The sequence below is a fragment of the Brevibacterium limosum genome (genome assembly GCF_011617705.1).
GTDB lineage: Bacteria > Actinomycetota > Actinomycetes > Actinomycetales > Brevibacteriaceae > Brevibacterium > Brevibacterium limosum.
Genome location: NZ_CP050154.1, coordinates 3784642 through 3804289 on the forward strand (window position 1 = coordinate 3784642; position 19648 = coordinate 3804289).

At 65.5% G+C, this 19648-nt stretch carries 15 protein-coding genes; 3 read left to right on the forward strand and 12 right to left on the reverse strand.

The features are described from left to right. Positions 1 to 43: 43 nt before the first annotated feature. The 6 genes from GUY37_RS16960 to GUY37_RS16985 form a co-directional block, all read right to left on the reverse strand. Positions 44 to 799, reverse strand: coding sequence for an iron ABC transporter ATP-binding protein (locus GUY37_RS16960; RefSeq protein ID WP_152345799.1), 756 nt, complete (start codon positions 797 to 799; stop codon positions 44 to 46). Then, a complete protein-coding gene (locus GUY37_RS16965; protein WP_228278231.1) occupies positions 796 to 1815 on the reverse strand; it encodes an iron chelate uptake ABC transporter family permease subunit in 1020 nt (339 codons plus the stop codon). The genes GUY37_RS16960 and GUY37_RS16965 overlap by 4 nt, the downstream gene beginning before the upstream one ends. A gap of 158 nt (positions 1816 to 1973) precedes the next feature. Further along, positions 1974 to 3131, reverse strand: a complete 1158-nt coding sequence (locus tag GUY37_RS16970; protein ID WP_266096647.1) for an ABC transporter permease — start codon at positions 3129 to 3131, stop codon at positions 1974 to 1976. A gap of 15 nt (positions 3132 to 3146) precedes the next feature. After that, the gene (locus GUY37_RS16975; RefSeq protein ID WP_166828086.1) at positions 3147 to 4139 is read right to left on the reverse strand and encodes a siderophore ABC transporter substrate-binding protein; all 993 of its coding nucleotides are present in this window, start codon (positions 4137 to 4139) and stop codon (positions 3147 to 3149) included. A gap of 131 nt (positions 4140 to 4270) precedes the next feature. Beyond that, positions 4271 to 5293 (reverse strand): inositol monophosphatase family protein, encoded by a 1023-nt coding sequence (locus GUY37_RS16980; protein WP_166828089.1) that lies wholly within the window; start codon positions 5291 to 5293, stop codon positions 4271 to 4273. 573 nt (positions 5294 to 5866) lie between these two features. Further along, positions 5867 to 6019, reverse strand: coding sequence for a hypothetical protein (locus GUY37_RS16985; protein ID WP_166828092.1), 153 nt, complete (start codon positions 6017 to 6019; stop codon positions 5867 to 5869). Positions 6020 to 6368: 349 nt separating this feature from the next. Between GUY37_RS16985 and GUY37_RS16990 the strand changes: the two genes are divergently transcribed. Then, positions 6369 to 9365, forward strand: a complete 2997-nt coding sequence (locus GUY37_RS16990; protein WP_228278232.1) for an FAD-binding and (Fe-S)-binding domain-containing protein — start codon at positions 6369 to 6371, stop codon at positions 9363 to 9365. A gap of 30 nt (positions 9366 to 9395) precedes the next feature. Here GUY37_RS16990 and GUY37_RS16995 read toward each other — a convergent pair whose 3' ends face one another. Next, the gene (locus tag GUY37_RS16995; protein ID WP_166828095.1) at positions 9396 to 9785 is read right to left on the reverse strand and encodes a universal stress protein; all 390 of its coding nucleotides are present in this window, start codon (positions 9783 to 9785) and stop codon (positions 9396 to 9398) included. 148 nt (positions 9786 to 9933) lie between these two features. Then, entirely contained in the window at positions 9934 to 10899 is a 966-nt protein-coding gene (locus tag GUY37_RS17000) for a helix-turn-helix transcriptional regulator (RefSeq protein WP_166828098.1), read from the reverse strand. 155 nt (positions 10900 to 11054) lie between these two features. Between GUY37_RS17000 and GUY37_RS17005 the strand changes: the two genes are divergently transcribed. After that, entirely contained in the window at positions 11055 to 11657 is a 603-nt protein-coding gene (locus GUY37_RS17005; RefSeq protein ID WP_166828101.1) for a mycothiol transferase, read from the forward strand. 85 nt (positions 11658 to 11742) lie between these two features. Here GUY37_RS17005 and aceB read toward each other — a convergent pair whose 3' ends face one another. After that, entirely contained in the window at positions 11743 to 13350 is a 1608-nt protein-coding gene (aceB, locus tag GUY37_RS17010) for a malate synthase A (protein WP_166828104.1), read from the reverse strand. Positions 13351 to 13592: 242 nt separating this feature from the next. Continuing rightward, positions 13593 to 14903 (reverse strand): isocitrate lyase, encoded by a 1311-nt coding sequence (gene aceA, locus GUY37_RS17015; RefSeq protein ID WP_166828107.1) that lies wholly within the window; start codon positions 14901 to 14903, stop codon positions 13593 to 13595. A gap of 277 nt (positions 14904 to 15180) precedes the next feature. Between aceA and GUY37_RS17020 the strand changes: the two genes are divergently transcribed. Then, positions 15181 to 16536, forward strand: coding sequence for an ImmA/IrrE family metallo-endopeptidase (locus GUY37_RS17020; protein WP_407645372.1), 1356 nt, complete (start codon positions 15181 to 15183; stop codon positions 16534 to 16536). Positions 16537 to 16627: 91 nt separating this feature from the next. On the opposite strand, the gene GUY37_RS17025 is transcribed toward GUY37_RS17020, so the two are convergent. Together GUY37_RS17025 and GUY37_RS17030 are read right to left on the reverse strand one after the other, a co-directional pair. Next, the gene (locus GUY37_RS17025; protein WP_166828110.1) at positions 16628 to 17884 is read right to left on the reverse strand and encodes an alpha/beta hydrolase; all 1257 of its coding nucleotides are present in this window, start codon (positions 17882 to 17884) and stop codon (positions 16628 to 16630) included. A 120-nt stretch (positions 17885 to 18004) separates the two neighbouring features. Then, positions 18005 to 19645 carry an FAD-dependent oxidoreductase gene (locus tag GUY37_RS17030; RefSeq protein WP_228278233.1) on the reverse strand — a complete coding sequence of 547 codons (1641 nt, stop codon included), beginning with the start codon at positions 19643 to 19645 and terminating at the stop codon, positions 18005 to 18007. Positions 19646 to 19648: the final 3 nt, after the last annotated feature.

Here is a 19648-nt window from a genome sequence, read left to right on the forward strand (position 1 = left end):
TCGTCTGGCTCAGTCGACTCGCGCCACCGGACCGTCCCCCGCGTCAGTAGTACACGGCCAGCGGGCCGCGCGGGCCGTCGACGACGTCGACCGGGGTGTCGAAGACTCGTGTGAGCACCTCGGCGGTCATGATCTCTTCGGGCGGGCCGAACTCGACGACCTTCCCCTGCTTCACCGCGCATATGTGGTCGGCGTAGTGACCGGCGAAGTTGATGTCGTGGAGGACGATGACGATGGTCCGATCCATCTCGGCCGCGGCCCGTCGCAGGTGCTGCATCATTTGCACGGAGTGCTTCATGTCGAGGTTGTTGAGCGGCTCGTCGAGGAGCACGTAATCGGTGTCCTGGGCGAGCACCATCGCCACATACGCCCGCTGGCGCTGTCCGCCGGAGAGCTCGTCGATGAACCGGTTCTCCAGGTCACCGAGCTCAAGGAAATCGACGGCCTGAGAGATGATCTCCTCGTCAGCTGCGGTCAGTCGCCCCTTGGAATAGGGGAAGCGGCCGAATCCGACGAGCTGCCGGATCGTCAGCCGGGTGATGAAGTGGTTTTCCTGCCGCAGGATCGACACGACCTTGGCCAGGTCCTTCGACTTCGTCGAACTCACGTCATAACCGGCCACTGCGATGGCTCCGGAGTCGAGCCCGAGCAGCCTGCCGACCATCGTCAGCAGAGTAGACTTTCCCGCACCGTTGGGACCGACCAGCGCGGTAACCCCGCCGGTCGGGATCTGCAGATCGACGGGTCCGATCTCGATCTCGTCGCTGTAGGTTTTGCGGACATCGCTCAGTGTGATCACAGGCGTCCCTTTCTCATGATGACGACGAGGAATGCCACGCCGCCGACGACCTCGACGATGATCGAGACGACGCCCTGGGCGTAGAAGATGTTCTTCATGACGAAGTACGCCCCGCCGAGGACCGTGAACGCGATGAGGGCCGCCATCGGCAGGATGTACTTGTGGTCATAGGTGTCGGAGAACTGGTAGGCGAGCATCGCGACGAGGAATCCGAGGAAGACCATCGGTCCGATCATCGACACGGACACGGCCATGAGGACGGAGACGAAGAAGAGGATCTTCATCATCTCGAATTTGTGGTTGAGACCGAGGCTGCTCGTCGTGTCCCGACCCAGCGCGAGGACGTTGAGCCTCCCGGAGCTGACATAGATCGCGAAGCAGGCGAGCACGCACAGCGGGATCGCGAGCGGCAGATAGGCCGAGTCCGAGTTCGCGATCGAGCCGAAGAGTCGGGCGGAGAGGATGTCGAACTCACTCGGCGTCAGGGTCCGCTGCATGAAGGTCGCGATCGAGCCGAGTCCACCGCCGATGACGACTCCGATGAGCAGCATGATCGCCACGCTGCCGTGCCTGCCGGAGAGCAGCCAGCCATACAGCGCCAAGGACAGGCCGATCATGACCACCAGTTGGATGGCGAACGGCGTCAGCCCCTTGAGATCGACGATCGCGGTGACGCCGAAGAAGTACATCGCCCCGGTCTGGATCGCCACGTAGAGAGATTCGAAGCCCATGATCGACGGGGTGATGATGCGGTTGTTCGTCACCGTCTGGAAGGCGACGGTGGCGAAGGCCTGACTGAGCGCGACGATCGCGAGGACGACGAGGTTCTTCACTCGCAGCTGGGCGATGAGCCAGAATCCGTCGTCGGTGATGGGCATCGGATTGTCCCAGGCCAGGAGGCCGAGCGCGACCGCTGCCGAGACGATGACGAGTCCGGTCATGATCGCCCAGTACCGGCGGCGCGCCCGCGAGGTGGGCAGCGAAGCCGCCGACCGCTGCGGTGGACGAGGAGTCACTCCCGATTCCGACCTGGAAGTCGCCCGCTTCACTTCGCGGAAAGCCGTGCGCGAAGACTCCACCCCCTCCACTCGCCGAGGTGGTGGTGCGGCCTCGGTGGGATGCGAGTCAGTCGTGGTGGGACGCGAGTCAGTCGTGGGTGTCGTTTCGTGCATCTTCACCCCTTCCTCCGTGCGCGCAGGAGGAGAGCGACGAACACTGCGGCTCCGACGACTCCGAGGATGAGGGATACCGGCACTTCGAACGGCATGACGACGGTGCGGCCGATGAGATCGCAGATCGTGACGATCGCAATGCCGAGCAGGCACACCCAAGGCAGGTTGCTGCGCAGGTCGTCTCCGCGCAGCATCGAGACGATGTTGGGCACGATGAGTCCGAGGAACGGCAGGTTGCCGACGACGACGGTGACGATGCCCGTGGCGATGGCCACCAGGATCGTGCCGATGAGGATGATCCGGTTGTAGTTGAGCCCGACGTTCGTCGCGATCTCCTTGCCCAGACCCGCGACGGTGAAGCGATCGGCCGTCACGAAGACGGCGGCGACGACGAGGACGACGATCCACAGCAGTTCGTACTGTCCGCGCAGAATGGAGGTGAAGCTGCCGGCGAACCAGATGCCCAGGCTCTGGAGCATGTCCATCTGGACGGCGACGAAGGTCGAGATCGCCCCGACCACGGCCCCGAGCATGATGCCGATGATCGGCACGATGAGCGAGGACTTCAGCGAGACGCGGCGCAGGAACAGGAAGAAGATGAGCGTGCCGAGGAATGCGGCGATGATCGCGCCGACCATCCGCGCGAGGATCGAGGCATCGGGATAGACGATGACGGTGAGCATGAGTCCGAGGCCAGCCCATTCCGTCGTGCCCGTCGTCGTCGGTTCGACGAATCGGTTCTGGGTGAGCAGCTGCATGACGAGCCCGCACATCGCCATCGCCGCCCCCGAGAGGACGAGGGCGATGGTGCGCGGAACGCGGGTGATCTGGAACATCTCCGCCCCGCCGTCGCCGCCGAAGATGTCGTAGACGCCGGTGAGCAGGGACGCGGCGAGAAGCGCCAGAACTCCGAGGACGCTGAGCAGGAACTTCCAGTTCAGCAGCTGCCCCACCAGCGCCGAGGCGGTTTCCCCGGAGCCGCCTTTCCCCGTCGCGGGAGCAGCCGCGGTCAGAGCGGAACGGTCGGCCGCCTCGGTGCGGGGAGAGCGGGATTCGGAACCGGAGATGGGAGCCGAATGATCGGCCGCCTCGGTGATGGTCATGCGACTGCCGGCACCGGAGTCACCGGTGCCGGCAGTGCTGCGCGGGGCTCGTGTCATGCGCGGGAGCGGGCCTTACTTGTCTTCGAGCTTGTCGGCGAAGTCGTTGAAGAACTCGGTGTAGGTCTGGATTCCCTCATTGAGGTAGGTGTCCTCGGGGAAGTAGACGATCTTGTCATCCTTGATCGCGGGGACGTCCTTGAGGGCTTCGGAGTCCTCGAGAACCTCGGCCGCGGGCGCCGACCCTTCGTCACGTTCCTCGGGGGCGAAAGAAGCGTCTCGGTCCATGACGACCATGAGATCGGGGTTCGAGTCGGCGATGGCCTCCACGGAGACGTCGTCTCCCTGGTGGTCCTCGCTGCTCTGCTCGACCTCGAGGGCCGCGGTGAGGTCGAGGATGTCGAAGACGGGCCCGACCGTGCGGCCGACCGATGGGGCTCCATAGCCGATGTCGCCGGCCGAGGTGATCAGACCCATGGCCTTATCATTCCCGTCGTAGGCTCCCTTGGCGCGCTCGATGGAGGCATCGAAGTCGTCGACGAGCGCCTTCGCTTCATCCTGTTTGCCGAAGACCTCGCCGAGGACGGTGGTCTGGCGCTTGAGCTCTTCGCCGAAGTCCTCGTCGTCGCGGGGGTCGAGCTCGAGGATGGTCGCGTCCGGGGCGAGCTTGGCCAGATCGTCGTGGTACTGGGAGAAGCGCTGGCCGTTGACGATGAGGTCGGGCTTGGCCTCGACGACCTTCTCGAGGTCGGGCTCGCGGTGGCTGCCGAGATCGAGGACCGAATCGTCCTTCGTGTAGTCGAGGTCCTCGCTCATCAGAGACACGGCTCCGGCGCTGAGGTCGATGTCCCAGTCGGCAAGCGTTTCGAAGGTGCGGTTGTCGGTGGCGACGACGGACTGCGGAGGCGAGGCGACGGTCTGCTTGCCGTTGTTGTCCTCGACCTCGATCGTGCCGCCGGAGCCCTCGGCGTCGGCCTGTGCCGAATCGGAGTCTGCAGAGCCGCAGCCGGCCAGAGCGAGAGCGACAACGCCTGCCAGGGCGCTCAGTTGAAGGCGAGCCGAAACCATGGGGTCCCACTTTCAAGAATGAACGTATAAGAAAAGCGTGTGCGCACACTGAAAGTAAGCTTAGCCTATGCTTTGAGAATAAGGGCAGAAAAACGTGTTGTTAACTGCATCACACCTGAAGTGGACTGGGCTCAGATGGCTGCGACGAGGCGGTCGACCTCTTCCTGTGAGTCGGCGGCGGCGGTGGGCCCGCCGGACCCTCCGCGGCTGACCTTGAGTCCGGCCTCTTCGACGATGACGGCCCCACCGGCGTAGTCGTAGATGCCCAGGCCGCGTTCGGCGTATCCGTTGACCCGGCCTTCGGCGACCATGCACAGGTCGAGTGCGGCCGAGCCGCACCGGCGGATATCGTCGTAGCCGGTCATCAGATCGTCGAGCTTGGTCAACTGGGCTCCACGATTGCTCAGCGCGTAGGCGAACCCGGTGGCCAGGAGCCTGCCGGACAGCCCGGGCGGAGTCCCGCGCAGGCGTCGCGCCGGAATGGCGGAACCGCCCTCGCGGCAGTCGGACAAGCGCCCGTCGATCCGAAAGGCGCCGCGGCCCGCGGCCGCCAACCAGGTGGCACCCAGTCCGGGTGAGGCGACGAGTCCGATCCGCCAGTCTCCGAGCCCGAGGCCCGCCTCGCGTCCATCTGCTGCCTCGCAGACACCGACGGAGAATGCGTGGTGTTCGATATTGCGGACATAGTTGACGGTTCCGTCGATCGGGTCGACATGCCACTCCAGACGCGGTCCGCTGTCCTCTTCCCCGACGTCCGGCCCTGCGGCGCCGGGCACTCCGGCATGTTCTCCTGCTTCGCCGAGTTCGACGAGTCCGCCGGCCTCCGAGTCGAAGGCGTGGAGCTTGAGCAGGAGGTCCGGCGGGAAGAACTCGACCGGGTCGAGCGCTTCCGCCCCCTCTTCGCCGACCATGAGGTCGTGTGGCCTGACTCGATTGAGGTATCCGCGAACGAGTGCTTCGATCTGCGCGTCGGCGCGAGTGACGAGGTCATTCGGTGAGGTCTTCGTGTCGACGACACTGGCATCGAGGCTCGCGCCGAGCAGCGGCCGCCAGGCGACCATCTGCTCCCACGCCATGAGTGAGAGATCGGAGGCGATGCGGAGCAGAGGAAGGCCGACGATCTCAGCGGGCAGCGATTCGAGCTCGGAGTTCATACGGCCACTCTAGACAACCCGCTCCGGGCCTCGCCCGAGTGTCCGCAGACGGATACCTGCTCGCCCGCACACAGCCACTCCGCCTTATAGCCGCTGTGCGCTCACTGCGTGTTCACCCAGCCATCTGCGAGCACCGCAGATGCGCACTCTGTGTAACAAGACTGCAATACAGCGACGAATATGTACTTCTTGTATCTAAGCCCCCTCAGCCGGAAGAGAAGTCCGGGGTCACGGTCATTCCCGCCCATTCGAAACGCATCTGCGGTTGCCGATACGACGCCTCCGCCGCGGTCATTTCACAAAGCGGCGAAGAGTCAAATCCGGAACGTTTTCCACACACTGAAGAGAAATCGCTTCAGAGATTTGCCCCTTCTCCGGCTCCGTTGTCCCCAGAGTGAGAATTCCGGTTGCCGACCGGCCCGATGATCCGGTCACGGAACCGTCAGAAAACGTCCATGAATCGCACAAGGGCGGTGATCCGTATCGAGTATGGATCACCGCCCTGGTCTCTGCGCGGGAAGTCTGAGCACACAGGCGACCGGCGAATGCCGTTTGGCCCTGCAGATCCTGGAATCAAGCGGGGTCGGCCACTCCGGGCTTCGGCTCGCTGCGCTTGACCGGTCCGTGCCTGCGCACGATCTCCTGAACGGCCTGCGAGGAGGTGCCGGCCGCCTCGGCGATCGCACCGAAGGTCGCACCTTCTTCACGGGCGCGCAGAATCGCCATCACATAGTCGGTGTTGATTTTCGAACGCTGTCGCGCGACCTTTCGGACGACTCCGACTAATGCAGTCTGATCAACTGTCAATTCACGAGCTCGACGAGACATGGCTTCTTCCCTTGCATTCATGTAGTGGCCCGTTGCCACGAATTGGTGTAGTCCCATTAGATACCACGAATATGTCAAGACGCCAAGAATTCCCGGATATAGGAACTCAGGCTACCGAGTAGCACCGTTCTGAGCATGTGAGATAACGAACGCATAACGTTTGTTGGAGTGGATGATGACCGGCTCCCACGACTCCCGGGCGTGGAAGGGATCGATATTCCGGCAATCCAAGTGGCAGAATGCGGACATGACGACTATGGCCCATCCCACTGGAGCGAATCGGGCGACCGTCGACGAAGACGAGTCCCAGACGGCGCTTCCCACCACACTCGCCGAGAGGTTCCGCATCGCCGGCATCCGCGATTTCAGCATCGACGACACCGACCGTGCAGCGTACTCCTCCGATGCCTCGCTCTTCCGGCTCGTCCCCGCCGCCATCGTCTTCCCCCACGACGAAGAAGAGGTGGCAGGTGTCCTCTCCATTGCGCGCCGCCTCGGTGTGCCCATCACCAGCCGTGGTGCGGGCACCTCGATCGCCGGCAACGCCATCGGCCGCGGCATCGTCTTCGACTTCTCCCGCCATATGAACGAGGTCATCGAACTCGCCCCGGAGGAGCAGTCGGCTTGGGTGCAGTCCGGTTGCATCCATGCCCACCTGCAGAAACAGGCGAAACCGCACGGTCTGCGCTTCGGCCCCGACCCCTCCACCCACACCCGGTGCACGATCGGCGGGATGATCGGCAACAACGCCTGCGGCCCCAGGGCACTGGGCTACGGTCGCACGGGCGACAACATCCTGGAGCTGAAGATCATGCTCATCGACGGCACCGTCGTGACCCTCGACGACTCGGACGCCTCCACGACCTTCCCGCGACTGCACGAACTGATCGCTGCGAATCTCGGCACCATCCGCACGAACTTCGGCACGTTCTCCCGCCAGGTCTCCGGCTACGGACTCGAGTCCCTCCTGCCGGAGAACGGCTTCGATGTGCGCCGAGCCTTCGCCGGCACCGAAGGCACCTGGGGTGTCATCCTCGCCGCGAAGGTGCGCCTGGTCAAGGAGCCGAGCTTCACCTCGGCGGTGGTGCTCGGCTATGAGGATATGGTCGCCGCCGCCCACGATGCACCGCTGCTGGGGGACTTCCCCGTCGCCGCCTGCGAGGGCCTCGATTCGCGCATGCTTGCCCGGGTCATCGACACCAAGGGCGCCGAGGCGGTCCCGCCGCTGCCCGAGGGCGCGGGCTGGCTCGTCGTCGAACTCACCGGCGAGGACGAAGCCGCATTGGAGAAGGAGACTCAGCGCCTCATCGCCGAATCGAAGTCGCTCGATTCCGCGGTCCTCGGCCTTCAGGCGGCCGCAGAGGTGTGGGCGATCCGCGCCGATGGTGCCGGTCTGGTCTCACGCACCCCCGATGGGCGCGACGCCCATGCGGGGTGGGAGGATTCAGCGGTTCCGGTGGACCACCTCGGCGATTATCTGCATGACCTCATGGAGCTGCTCGAGGAACACGGGCTGTGGGCCATTCCCTATGGGCACTTCGGTGACGGCTGCCTGCACATGCGCGTGGATTTCCCGCTCGCGGACCCGAACGGTGGGCAGGTGATGCGCGATTTCATGGTCGCGGCCACCAAGCTCGTCGCCCGCTACGGCGGCTCGGTCTCCGGTGAGCATGGGGACGGTCGGGCGCGTTCCGAGCTGCTGCGCCTCATGTACACGCCGGCAGCTCTCGATCTGTTTGCCCAGGTGAAACGGCTCTTCGACCCTCGGCATCTGCTCAATCCCGGTGTCATCGTCGACCCGGATGCCCTCGACGAATCGGTCCGGCTGACCCAGCTGCCGCTGCGTCAGGAGCTGCCCGGGACCTTGGCGATGGCGTACGAAGGCGAATCCGCGGGCTTCGCCTCGGCGGTTCACCGATGCACCGGAGTCGGCAAGTGTCGTGCGGACTCGGCGGCCGGCGGCGACATCATGTGCCCGTCGTATCAGGCCACCCGGGATGAGCGGCATTCGACGCGGGGCCGCGCACGGGTGCTGCAGGAGATGGTGTCGGGGGATCTGCTCGAGCCGCGGTGGGACTCCCCCGAGGTGCACGAGGCCCTCGACCTGTGCCTGTCGTGCAAGGCCTGCGGCACCGAGTGCCCGACCGGCACGGACATGTCCACGTACAAGGCCGAAGTCCTCCACCAGACCTATAAGGGCAAGATCCGGCCGATGAAGCACTATTCGCTCGGTTTCCTCCCGCAGCTCGCCCGCCTCGTCACCCCGGTGGCGCCGGTGCTCAACCGGGTGTCGGGCCTGCCGGGGCTGACGACGCTGGCGAAGAAGATGGCTGGGATCGACGTCCGCCGGTCGATCCCGCAGTTCGCGGCCACGACGTTCAGGAAATGGTGGAACACCACCGCCGAGGCGGCACCCCCGTCACGTCCGACCGCCGAGGTGGTGCTGTTCGCCGATTCCTGGTCGAACCATTTCGCCCCGCGCATCCTCGCCGCGGCCGTCGCCGTGCTCGAACATGCCGGTGTGCACGTGCGGGTGATCGATCAGACCGTGTGCTGCGGACTGCCGCTCATCTCCACCGGTCAGCTCGATGCGGCGAAGACGAATCTGTCGGAGACGATCACCGCTCTCGATGCCACCGGCGATGTGCCGATCATCGGCGTCGAGCCCTCATGCCTGGCCACGCTCAAGGACGATTCGCCCAAGCTCGTCGCCGATGAGGCGTCGAACCGAGTGGCCGGACGAGTGCAGACTCTCGCCCAGTACTTGCTGAGCATCGGCGCCGAACTGCCGGACCTGTCCGGAGTCGAGGCGCTCGTACAGCCGCACTGTCACCAGTCGGCGATCTTCGGCACCGCCGCGGACAGGGAACTGCTGGCCAGGACCGGAGCGAGCACCGAGTTCCTGGGCGGCTGCTGCGGTCTGGCCGGGAACTTCGGCGTCGAAGAAGGACACTTCGAGACCTCGGTCGCCGTCGCCGAGGTGGCTCTGCTGCCCGCGTTGCGCAATCGAAGGAAAGCAGGGGGTTCAGAGCCAGCACCCGATTCCGGCGCACACGCCTCGTCGGTTGGCACGGCAGATGCTCCGCCGACCGGTTCGACGGAACCGGTCACGGCCGACCGGCTGCAGATCGTGCTGGCCGACGGGTATTCGTGCCGCACGCAGATCACGGATCTCAGTGACGCCGACGGCGTGTCGCTGGCCGAACTCCTCGCATGGGGATGGGAGCTGGAACCGCGGCGATAGGACCGGGGCCGGGACCGCCTCGGCGGGGTGTCAGGCCTTTGCGGTCAGCACCGGGACCTCGGCCTCGAGGAGGATGCGCTGTGCCTGCGAGCCGAGGATGAACTTCCCGATCGCCGAGCGTTTGCGCAGGCCGATGACGATGAGCTGGGCCTTGTACTCCTCGGCGAGGTCGTTGAGCGTGCCGGGCAGATCGTCTTCGTGATCGGGCTGGAGCACCTCGACCTCGATGTCCGACTCCTTGCCGAGGTCGACGATCCGTTTGATCTCGTCCTCACCGATCTCGGTCGGAGTCCCACTGGCACCTCGTCGCTGTGAGTTGATCACGACGGCAGCGCTCGACCGCAGCTTGGCTTCTGCGAAACCTGCACGCAGAGCAGCCTCACCCTCGGGAGCGGGTAGGTAGCCAATGAGAATCGTCATGGCCCCCAGTATATGGACTCACCGATGATTCATTCACTTCGGGATCACGCTGCGGTCAGGTAGGCGCAACCCCCATTGCCTCCCATTTGCTACCCGACGGCGGCGCAGCAACCTCGCGCGAGGTTGCTGGGCCCCCGTCGGGTGGCAATTAGGGCGTTGAGGCGTCGACGACCGCTTGCGCTCTCGCCGCGTGGTCACGCAGGGAGTCGATGAGCTCCGGCGGGTGGAGCACCTCGATCTCGGCAGGGATGCCGGCCAGGGTGGCCGCGACCCATCTGAGGTCCCAGAATCCGCAGGTGATGCGTGCACCGTCGGCCGCCTCGGTGATGGTGGCACTCCGGGTGGGGAACCATTCCTTCGCTTCCTGCGCCGAGGCGGCCGTGCGCAGAACGACGGTGTGCGGATACGCGGTGGTGGTGACGGCGGCGGAGACGGCCGCCTCGGCGTCGGGGTGCTCCCGCGAGGTGACGTTCAGCGTCGTCGCGTGGACCTGGCTCATCCGGTCGAGGCGGAAGACCCGGTGGTCATCGCGGTCGAGGTCGAAGGCGAAGAGATACCAGTGCGCGCCGAAGACGACGAGGCGGATCGGTTCCACCCGGCGAGGGGACGAGGTGTGCTCGTCGGCCTCAGTTCGTCGCGTCTTCCGGTAGTCGAAGGTCGCGATCGTCGAAGCATTGATCGCCGAGGCGAGGGCGATGAGCGCGCCGATGTCGACTCCGGGGACATTTCCTTCGGACACGGACACTGCGGCCGCGATATCCGCGACGGTCGCCCGCATCGCAGCCGGGAGCATCGCCTGCAGCTTCGTCGTCGCCGAATCCGCATATTCGGTGTCCAGACCGGCCCCGCGCAGCAGTGCCAGGCCGACCGCGGTGGCCAGCGCCTCCCCCGCCTCGAGCTGCAGCGGCGGCAGCACTGTCCGCGATTCGGCGCGGTAGCCCCCGGCGAGACCGGGAATCGACGAGATGATGTAGCCGAGCTCGCGCAGCGCGGCGATATCGCGGCGGACAGTTCGCGGGGTGACGTCGAAGCGAGCGGCGAGTTCGGCGGCGGTGTACGCACGGCCGGAGGCGAACAGGCTGAGCAGGCTCAAGAGCCTCGTCTCCGACCGCATGGCACCTCCACGTGGAATCCATCCAAGTGGAATCCATTCACACTGACTTCTTGATGCGGACAGTATATGTCCGCAGATGATCAGAGGATGGGATCACCGACGCAGCGATCCGACTGCGTCGACCGTGCCAGGCGGAGACCTCACAAGGAGAGACCATGCCGTTCTTCACCCCGACCGTTACGACCGAAGCCGATTCCGCATTCACCTTCATGGCCCAGCAGTGCACTCAGCTGCGCCTGACCGCCCGCGGCCTGAGCGATGAGCAGGCCCGGTCCGCTCCGACAGCGAGTCCGCTGAGCATCGCGGGGCTCATCGCCCATGTCGCACAGGTCCTCAACGGCTGGCTGCAGATGGTCAAGGAACCCGATCAGAAGCTCAGCGTCGATGACTTTCCTGCCATCAATGCCCGGATCGGCCTGACGGAGATGTACGACGGGTCGACTCTGCCCGATCTCGACATCGCCGATGTGCTGACCGCCTTCGATCGCGCCGTGGACGAGCTCGAAGACACGCGTCGAGTCGTCGCCGAGAAGAACACCGACCTCGGCGCCGAGGTGGCCGAGCTCGACAATCCGTGGATGCCCGACGACTTCGATATGAGCGTGCGCTGGATCCTCTGGCACCTGGCCACGGAGATCGCACGGCACGCCGGTCACGCGGACATCATCCGTGAGTCGATCGACGGTGCGATCGCCTACCAGCTCAACGCCGAGGCCGACGGTGAACCATGGCCGCCCGAGGGCATGGACTGGAGCTGAGTCCCCACAGACTCCCTCCAGAACTACCTGACGGCGGCCCAGCAACCTCGCGCGAGGTTGCTGGGCCGCCGTCGGGTAGTAGTTGTTAGGCTACGAAGGCTTCGCTGGCCTTCGACACCCGGTCGACCAAGTGGTCGGTGTAGGCCGGCATGGTGAGGAACTCGGCGAACTCCTCGCCCAGCGCCGTCTCCCGGAAGATCTCCACGGCCTCGTCGAAGTGGTCGTCGGCGCGACGCTCCATGCCCGCCAGCTCCTCGCCGAGGTAGCGCTCCACCAGACGCGAGGTCAGCTGCTGGCCGTTGTCCAGGGCCACCTCGTGACGGAGCCACTGCCAGATCTGCGAGCGGCAGATCTCGGCCGTCGACACGTCTTCGAGCTGGTTCTCCAGAGCCACGTGCCCATTGCCGCCGAGCCATTCGTTCATGTATCCGATGGCCACGCGGATGTTCACCCGCACGCCCTCTTCGGTCACGATCGGTTCGAGACCGGTGATGTCGAGGATGTTCTCGCTGGTCACCTGCACATCCGGGCGCTTGTTCTCCAGCTGGTGCGGCTCCGATCCCAGAGCGGCGTCGAACACGGCCAGAGCCGCCGGAACCAGAGCCGGATCGGCCACCCAGGTGCCGTCGAAGCCCTGCCAGGCCTCGCGGGCCTTGTCCTCACGCATGCGCTCGAACTCGGCGGCCACGAACTCCTGGTCCGGGTGGTCGGCCATGAGGTTGGACATGGTGCCGATCGCGTGTGCTCCGCGGCGGTGGCAGGTGGCCACGAGGCGATCGGTGAAGGCCTTCATCAGCGGCAGGTCCATCGTCAGACGCTCGCGGTCGGGCAGAACGTAGTCGGTGGTGTTGCGCAGGTTCTTCACCACGGAGAACAGGTAGTCCCAGCCGGCGGCTTCGAGGCCGGCGCAGTGGTCACGCAGCTCGAAGAGGATCTCTTCCATCTGGAACACAGCGGTGATCGTCTCGATGTGCGCGGTGGCCCGGATGGTGCCCTGCTCGATGCCGAGCATGTTCTGTGCGCTGACGAAGACCTTGTTCCACAGGCGTGCTTCCTGCGAGGACTCGAGCTTCGGCAGGTAGAAGTACGGGCCGGAACCGTTGTCGATGAGGTGGCGGGCATTGTGGAAGAAATACAGACCGAAGTCGACCAGCGCTCCGGAGGTCGAGAATTCCTGGCCGTTGTCATCGACGTAGATCAGGTGCTTCTCGGGCAGGTGCCAACCGCGGGGGCGCAGTCCGATGGTCGGCTGGTTGTCGTTGTTGACGCCGGGCAGCTGTCCGCGGATCGCGCGGAACAGATTGACCTGTCCGCCGATGATGTTGGCCCAGGTGGGGCTCGTCGCGTCTTCGAGGTCGGCCAGCCACACCTTCGCCTGCGAGTTCAGTGCGGCCACGACTTCGTCTTCGGTGACCGGACCGGTGAGCTCCACGCGGCGGTCTTCGAGGCCGGGGGCGCCGGCGGATCCGGCGACCGACCAGGAGCGGTCGGCGCGGATGCGGGCGGTCTCGGGCTTGAAACGGGGGAGGGTGCCGCCGTTCATCTCGGCCGCGCGGACCCGGCGCGTGCGCAGCAGGTCGCTGATGGTGCCGGCGAACTCGTCGTGGAGCTTGGCGATGAACGTCAGGGCAGGCTCCGAAAGGACGGTGCCGAAGCCGGTTTCGAGCGGCGCGTTGATCTTGATGTAAGACATGGGCTTCTCCTCACCCGTCGTAGTGTGTGCCTGGAATGTGCGGCTTGGGTCTGTGGGTGATCCTCGCCGAGGCGGCTCTGCGTGATCGTGAGCGTCCCGGTGGGATCGTGGCGGGGTTCGATGTCATCTGTGGTGTGACGGAGCGGATCGACAATGCAAACCCCGTGAAAACTTTGCCGATCCGCCCCGAGTTCCTGGTGGGTCCGTCCCCGCCGGTCAGCAGGGTGAGAACCCGGTGCGGCTCAGCTGAACTGAGCGGTTTCGGTGGAGCCCTTCAGAGCCGTGGTCGAGGACTCCGGGTTGAGTGCGGTCGAGACCAGGTCGAAGTAGCCGGTGCCGACCTCGCGCTGGTGGCGAGTCGCGGTGTAGCCGCGGTCCTCGGCGGCGAACTCGCGTTCCTGCAGCTCGACGTAGGCCTTCATCTGCTCACGGGCGTAGCCGTGGGCCAGATCGAACATCGAGTAGTTCAGGGCGTGGAAGCCGGCCAGGGTGATGAACTGGAACTTGTAGCCCATGGCTCCGAGCTCGCGCTGGAACTTCGCGATGGTGGCATCGTCGAGGTGCTTCCTCCAGTTGAACGACGGCGAGCAGTTGTAGGCCAGCATCTGGTCCGGGTACTCCGCGTGGATCGCGTCGGCGAATTCCTTCGCTGCTCCGAGGTCGGGCGTGGAGGTCTCCATCCAGAGCAGATCCGCGTAGGGAGCGAAGGACAGACCGCGGGCGATGCCCGCTTCGATGCCGTTGCGGATCTTGTAGAAGCCCTCGGAGGTGCGCTCACCGGTGACGAACTGCTGATCGCGCTCGTCGATGTCCGAGGTCATCAGCGTGGCCGCTTCGGCGTCGGTGCGGGCGATGACGAGGCTGGGCACGTTCTCGACGTCGGCAGCCAGGCGCGCTGCGTTCAGCGTGCGGATGTGCTGCGATGTTGGAACGAGGACCTTGCCGCCGAGGTGGCCGCACTTCTTCTCGGAACCGAGCTGATCCTCGAAGTGCACACCGGCAGCGCCGGCGGCGATCATCGAACGCATGAGCTCGTAGACGTTGATCGAACCGCCGAAGCCTGCTTCCGCGTCGGCCACGATCGGAGCGAACCAGTCATCGACCTGCTTGTTGCCTTCCGAGGTCTCGATCTGGTCGGCGCGCATCAGCGCGTTGTTGATGCGGCGGACGACCTGCGGCACCGAGTTGGCCGGGTAGATCGACTGGTCGGGGTAGGTCTGTCCGGCGGCGTTCGCGTCGGCGGCGACCTGCCAACCGGAGAGGTAGATGGCGTTGAGGCCGGCCTTGACCTGTTCGACGGCCTGGTTGCCGGTCAGCGCACCGAGAGCGTTGACGTATTCGCCCGACTTGATGTCGCTCGAGCTGATCTGCTTCCAGAGGCGCTCGGCACCGTGACGAGCCAGCGTGTGCTCCTCGATCAGGGAACCGCGCAGTTTGACGACATCCTCGGGCTCGTAGTCGCGAGCGATTCCCGACCAGCGGGCGTTGGTGGCCCAGTCGCGGCGGATGGCTTCAGCATCGTGCAAGCTGTTCTGCGTGGTGTTCTCAGTCATTGTCCTTCTCTTTCCGGATCTGTCGGGGTCGTTGATGTATCCAGTCTGCGGGGGCCGCAAGGGCTCTCGCATTGAAAATGCGTAAGAATAATCGCGATATTTCCGGTTTCAGAAATTTCGCGGTTCTGTCATACTGATTTTCAATCGTGTGAACCAGCACACAGCAGCGAAGGGAGACGCCTTGGTCAGCGTTGGAGCGGAAGTCGAGAGCGAAGAACAGCAGACCGACCCACTCAGCATCGGCAGAAGAATCCGATTTTTTCGCAAGAAGCGTGGATTGACCCTCAACGAGCTGGGGCAGGAAGTGGGCCGCGCGGCCTCTCAGATCTCCACGATCGAGAACGGCAAGCGAGAAACTTCTGTCACCCTCTTGGCCGCGATCGCTAAGGCGTTGAAGACGGATGTCTCCGAGCTCATCGACCCCGCACCGATCGACGAACGCCAAGCCCTCGAGCTCGAGGCGGAACGCAATCAGGCCTCCCCCATGTATTCCTCTCTGGGGCTGCCGCAGGTGCGGATCAAGTCGCTGCCGGCCGACGCCCTCGAGGCGATCGTCGGTCTCCAGCGGCAGCTCGGCGAGGTCCTCGAACGTCGTGCGGCCACCCCCGAGGAGGCTCGGCGGGCGAACCGCGAGCTGCGCGATCGGATGAAGGAGAAGAACAACTACTTCGCCGATCTCGAGGCCACCGCTGCCGAGCTGCTCGACCTAGTCGGCTACGAATCCGGAACGGTGTCACAGCGGCAGACGGCGCTCATCGCCGAGAAGCTCGGCTTCAGCCTCCACTACGTCTCCGACCTGCCCGAATCGACTCGGTCGATCTCGGACACCGCGAACAAGCGGCTGTATCTGCCCAACGCCGATGCCGCTTTCGACCCTCGCTCGCACCTGCTCATGAGCTTGGCTCCGCATGTGCTCGGCTATGACTCTCCGAAGGACTTCCACGAGTTCCTCCAGCAGCGCGTCGAGGCCAACTATCTGGCTGCGGCGATCCTGCTGCCCGAGTCCGCGGCCGTGCCGATGCTCGAGGAGGAGAAGAAGAAGCGAGTGCTCTCGGTCGAGCATCTGCGCGATATGTTCGGCGTCGGCTACGAGATGGCGGCCCACCGGTTCACGAACCTCGCCACCGAGCACCTCGGACTGCCCGTCCACTTCATGAAGGTCCACAATTCCGGCACGATCCACAAGGCGTACTCGAACGACGGGCTGCCGTTCCCCACCGATCCCCTCGGCGCCATCGAGGGCCAGTTCGCGTGCAAGCGCTTCACTTCACGCACCGTCTTCCGCGTCGCCGACCGGTTCAGCCCGTACTACCAGTACACCGACACCCCGCAGGGATCGTATTGGTGCACCGCCCGCGTGCTGCCCGGCGGCGACTTTGCCATCAGCGTCGGCGTCCCGTTCTCCCACGTCCGCTGGTTCGAGGGGCGGGAATCGCCGATCCGTTCGCAGTCGGCATGCCCGGATCCGTCCTGCTGCCGGCAGGCGCCGGAAGACCTCGCGGAGAAATGGGAGGATCAGGCGCTGCCGTCGGCGCGGATGCACGCGTCCCTGCTGGCCGCGGTTCCGCCCGGTGCGGTGCCCGGCGTCGACGACACCGAGGTCTACGAGTTCCTCGAGCGCCATTCCGGCTGATCGTCGACACCGATCGACGGTGCAGAAAATCCTCGCCGAGGCGGCTCCCCCACTTCGGGTGCCCCGTGACCGCCGCTGACGAGCGTTCGGATCATTCCGCCAGGACTTCCGCCAGGCGGACGAGCATGAGTTCGCGCCACCACAGGTATTCGTGCCCGCCCACGAACGGTCGAGGAGCGATGTCGATGCCGCGAGCGGCGAATTCTTCGGTCGCCTCGGCGACGGAATCTGCGATGGTGGTCTCGAGGATCCCGTGGTCGACGCAGAACGTCGGACGTGCGGCGGTAGCCGTCCGGGTTTCCACCGTCCGAGACTCCGGCTCCCCCGCGGGCCCGCCCGGCTCACTGTCGGCTCTGCTCGGCGAGAGATCCCAGATCCTGCGCCCCCGATCGTCGGATTCCCAGAACGACGGCGAAAGGCAGATTCCGCGGAACGACTCCGGGTGCCGCAGAGAGAAGAATGCCGCGGCCAGCCCTCCGTATGAGGCCCCTGCGACGATCGTGCGGACCGAGAACTCCGGCACCGTCTGACGAACGAGAGCGAGGACGTCGTCGCAGAACCGCGGATTCATCACGAGGTCATCGGCGCGCTGGCAGACGGCCGCGCCCTCGTCGGGGCCATCAGCCCCGACGGGTGCATGGTCGACGGCGATGACCACTGACGGAGGGGACACCAGCTCGTCGATGGCCGTGAGCAGTCCGCCGCGGATGAACCGCAATCCGTCGAAGACGACGAGCACCGGCGCCGAGGTGGGACCTCGCTGCGGTCGGTGGATCCAGATCCGCCTCGGCGAGGCACCGAGGGTGAGCACGTGCTCGTCGGCGGACGGCCGATCATCCCCGGCCCCGCCGGGCACCTCCGATGCCGGCGCGTCCCCACCGGTCCAGATCAGGGGTCGGGCATCAGGTGCGGCGATTTCGAGGACCTGCTTCCCGCGCATGTCCGTGACCTCGCGCAGGCCATGGTGGCCGGCGGGAACGAATCCCCGCTCGAGAACATCGAGCCAGGTCGGACGGTCGGCGACCTGGAGCCCTCGCGGCACGGGCAGGAACTGGAGGGACCCACGGTAGCCTCTGGGAACCGCCAGCTCGATCGAATACTTCGTCTCATCGGCACAATCGACACTGTCGCCACCCTCATCCCGGACTGAGTGCCGAGCCATGATTCCCCCGGGCACATTGCGCCGGTCCGTGACTCCGTTGAGGTCGACGAAGATCTCCTGCTCGTCACCGGGAGCCGCCTCGGCGGGGATGGTTGAGGCCGGAAGATCCACCTGCAGCGCCCAGCTCTCGTCCGGACCGTTTTCGATCCATGTGCACAGCGCGGGGACCAGTCGAGTTGTGCTCATGGACACAATCACCTTCATTATAAGTTTGGTTAGCCTCAGCTAAGTTATCACGGTCCATGCGCACAGATCCCCAGGGATCTCCGACCTCGACAGCGGTGACGGTCGTCCGGCGAGGGGCCCTCAGCGGGCCGCGTTCTCGAAGGCCCGATCGACGATCGATTCGGCGATCGCCAGCGCCGAGGTGGCCGCCCACTTCGGCACGGACCTGACCACGGTCAGCCTTCCGCGCCTGGTCATGGTGAGTTCGTCGATGAGTTCGCCTTCGGCGGTCATCGCCTGTGCTCGGACTCCGCGAATGCCGGGAGTGACGGCGTCGGGGTCGAGTTCGGGGACGAAGCGGCGGATTCCGTCGACGAAGGCGGTCTTGCTGACCAGGGGTCTGACACCGCGGACAGCTGTCTTCGCGGTCTGCGCGGCGAACTTCCAGAATCCTTTGGATCTGGCGGTCGAACCGATGTCGGCGAGGTCGAATCCGGGCCGGTCGTAGGATTCGCGGCCGAGGGCGACGAAGGTGTTCGGTCCGAGGATGAGCCCGTCGTCGAGTCCGCGCACGATCGAGGTTTCGGCGAAGGGAGCCTGCGGGTCGGGAACGGACCCGATGATGCCGCGGACCACCTCGGTGTCGGAGGCCGGGATCCGGTAGTAGTCACTGGTGAAGGGCACGATCCGCGGTTCGGCGTCGAGTCCGGCGGCGACCGAGAGGCGATCGGCCTGGAGACCGGCGCAGACGATGACGATGTCGAAGGTGCCGAGCACTTCCTCGGCGGCAGCGTCCCGATCCGAGCCGTCGCGGTGCGGGGCCTCGTTCTGCCCGCCGTCGGTTCGTGAGCCGTCGCTGCGAGCACTGCTGCGTTCGTCGTCGATGCGCCCATCCGGTGGGCGCCTGTCGTCACGACGCGACCAGGAGTCCGAGAGCTTCTGCGTCCACTCGCCGATCGTCGACTCGGCCTGCTTGAACCAGTCTTGCCCGCCGAAGCGATCGCGCAGCTCATCGCCGATGCCGATGACGGGCTCGCGGCGGTGATACGTGCGCGGCCGCTCGTGGCGGTGATCTCGATCGCCGGCAGTGCCCTCGTCAGGGCCGGACGCGACATCGCCGTCCCGAGCGCCGGCAGCGCCCTGGCCCCGGTCGTCATCACCGGAATCCCCGGCTGCGGACTCATGCCCCGACGGCGAGTCATCTGCCGGAACGGATCGCCCGCGCAGTCGGACTTCGCTGCTCATGGTGTCGAAGGCGGTGACCTCGGTGCGGAAGCGGAATGTCCCTCCCGCGGCGCGCACATCGGAGGCGAGCGCGTCGGTGAGTGCCGAGAAGTCGGCGATGGCCGCGTGGGGTGAGAAGAGTCCGAGGACGCCTCTGACGGCTGGTTCGACGGCTCCGATCTCGTGGCGTTCGAGCAGTCTCGCGCCGGGGACCTCATTGTCTTTGGCGCGGGCGAAGATCTCTTCGAGACGTTCTGCTTCGTCGGTGTTCTGGGCGATGAGCAGCTGACCGCATTCCCGGTAGGGCACTCCGGCCTCGGCCATATAGGGGATGAGCAGCTGGAGGCCTCGCCGGGTGAGCTTCGCTTCCGCCGCCCCGGGCCTCTGGTCCAGTCCGGAGTCGACGATTCCGGAGGTGTGGCCGCTCTGATGTGCGGCGACGGAATCGGCCTTGTCGAAGACGGTGACCTCGGCGTCGGGGTGCCTCATGGTGACTTCGCGGGCGGCGGCGACACCGAGGATGCCGGTGCCGACGACGGCCACTCGTGAAATACTCATACA

What these genes read in the sequence shown, in the direction of transcription:
- GUY37_RS16975 (WP_166828086.1), bottom strand. Translation starts at nt 4,139, where the DNA reads ATGGTTTCGGCTCGCCTTCAACTGAGCGCCCTGGCAGGCGTTGTCGCT.
- GUY37_RS17025 (WP_166828110.1), bottom strand. Translation starts at nt 17,884, where the DNA reads ATGAGCACAACTCGACTGGTCCCCGCGCTGTGCACATGGATCGAAAAC.
- GUY37_RS17005 (WP_166828101.1), top strand. Translation starts at nt 11,055, where the DNA reads ATGCCGTTCTTCACCCCGACCGTTACGACCGAAGCCGATTCCGCATTC.
- GUY37_RS16995 (WP_166828095.1), bottom strand. Translation starts at nt 9,785, where the DNA reads ATGACGATTCTCATTGGCTACCTACCCGCTCCCGAGGGTGAGGCTGCT.
- aceB (WP_166828104.1), bottom strand. Translation starts at nt 13,350, where the DNA reads ATGTCTTACATCAAGATCAACGCGCCGCTCGAAACCGGCTTCGGCACC.
- GUY37_RS16970 (WP_266096647.1), bottom strand. Translation starts at nt 3,131, where the DNA reads ATGACACGAGCCCCGCGCAGCACTGCCGGCACCGGTGACTCCGGTGCC.
- aceA (WP_166828107.1), bottom strand. Translation starts at nt 14,903, where the DNA reads ATGACTGAGAACACCACGCAGAACAGCTTGCACGATGCTGAAGCCATC.
- GUY37_RS16990 (WP_228278232.1), top strand. Translation starts at nt 6,369, where the DNA reads ATGACGACTATGGCCCATCCCACTGGAGCGAATCGGGCGACCGTCGAC.
- GUY37_RS17030 (WP_228278233.1), bottom strand. Translation starts at nt 19,645, where the DNA reads ATGAGTATTTCACGAGTGGCCGTCGTCGGCACCGGCATCCTCGGTGTC.
- GUY37_RS16980 (WP_166828089.1), bottom strand. Translation starts at nt 5,293, where the DNA reads ATGAACTCCGAGCTCGAATCGCTGCCCGCTGAGATCGTCGGCCTTCCT.
- GUY37_RS17000 (WP_166828098.1), bottom strand. Translation starts at nt 10,899, where the DNA reads ATGCGGTCGGAGACGAGGCTCTTGAGCCTGCTCAGCCTGTTCGCCTCC.
- GUY37_RS16985 (WP_166828092.1), bottom strand. Translation starts at nt 6,019, where the DNA reads ATGGCGATTCTGCGCGCCCGTGAAGAAGGTGCGACCTTCGGTGCGATC.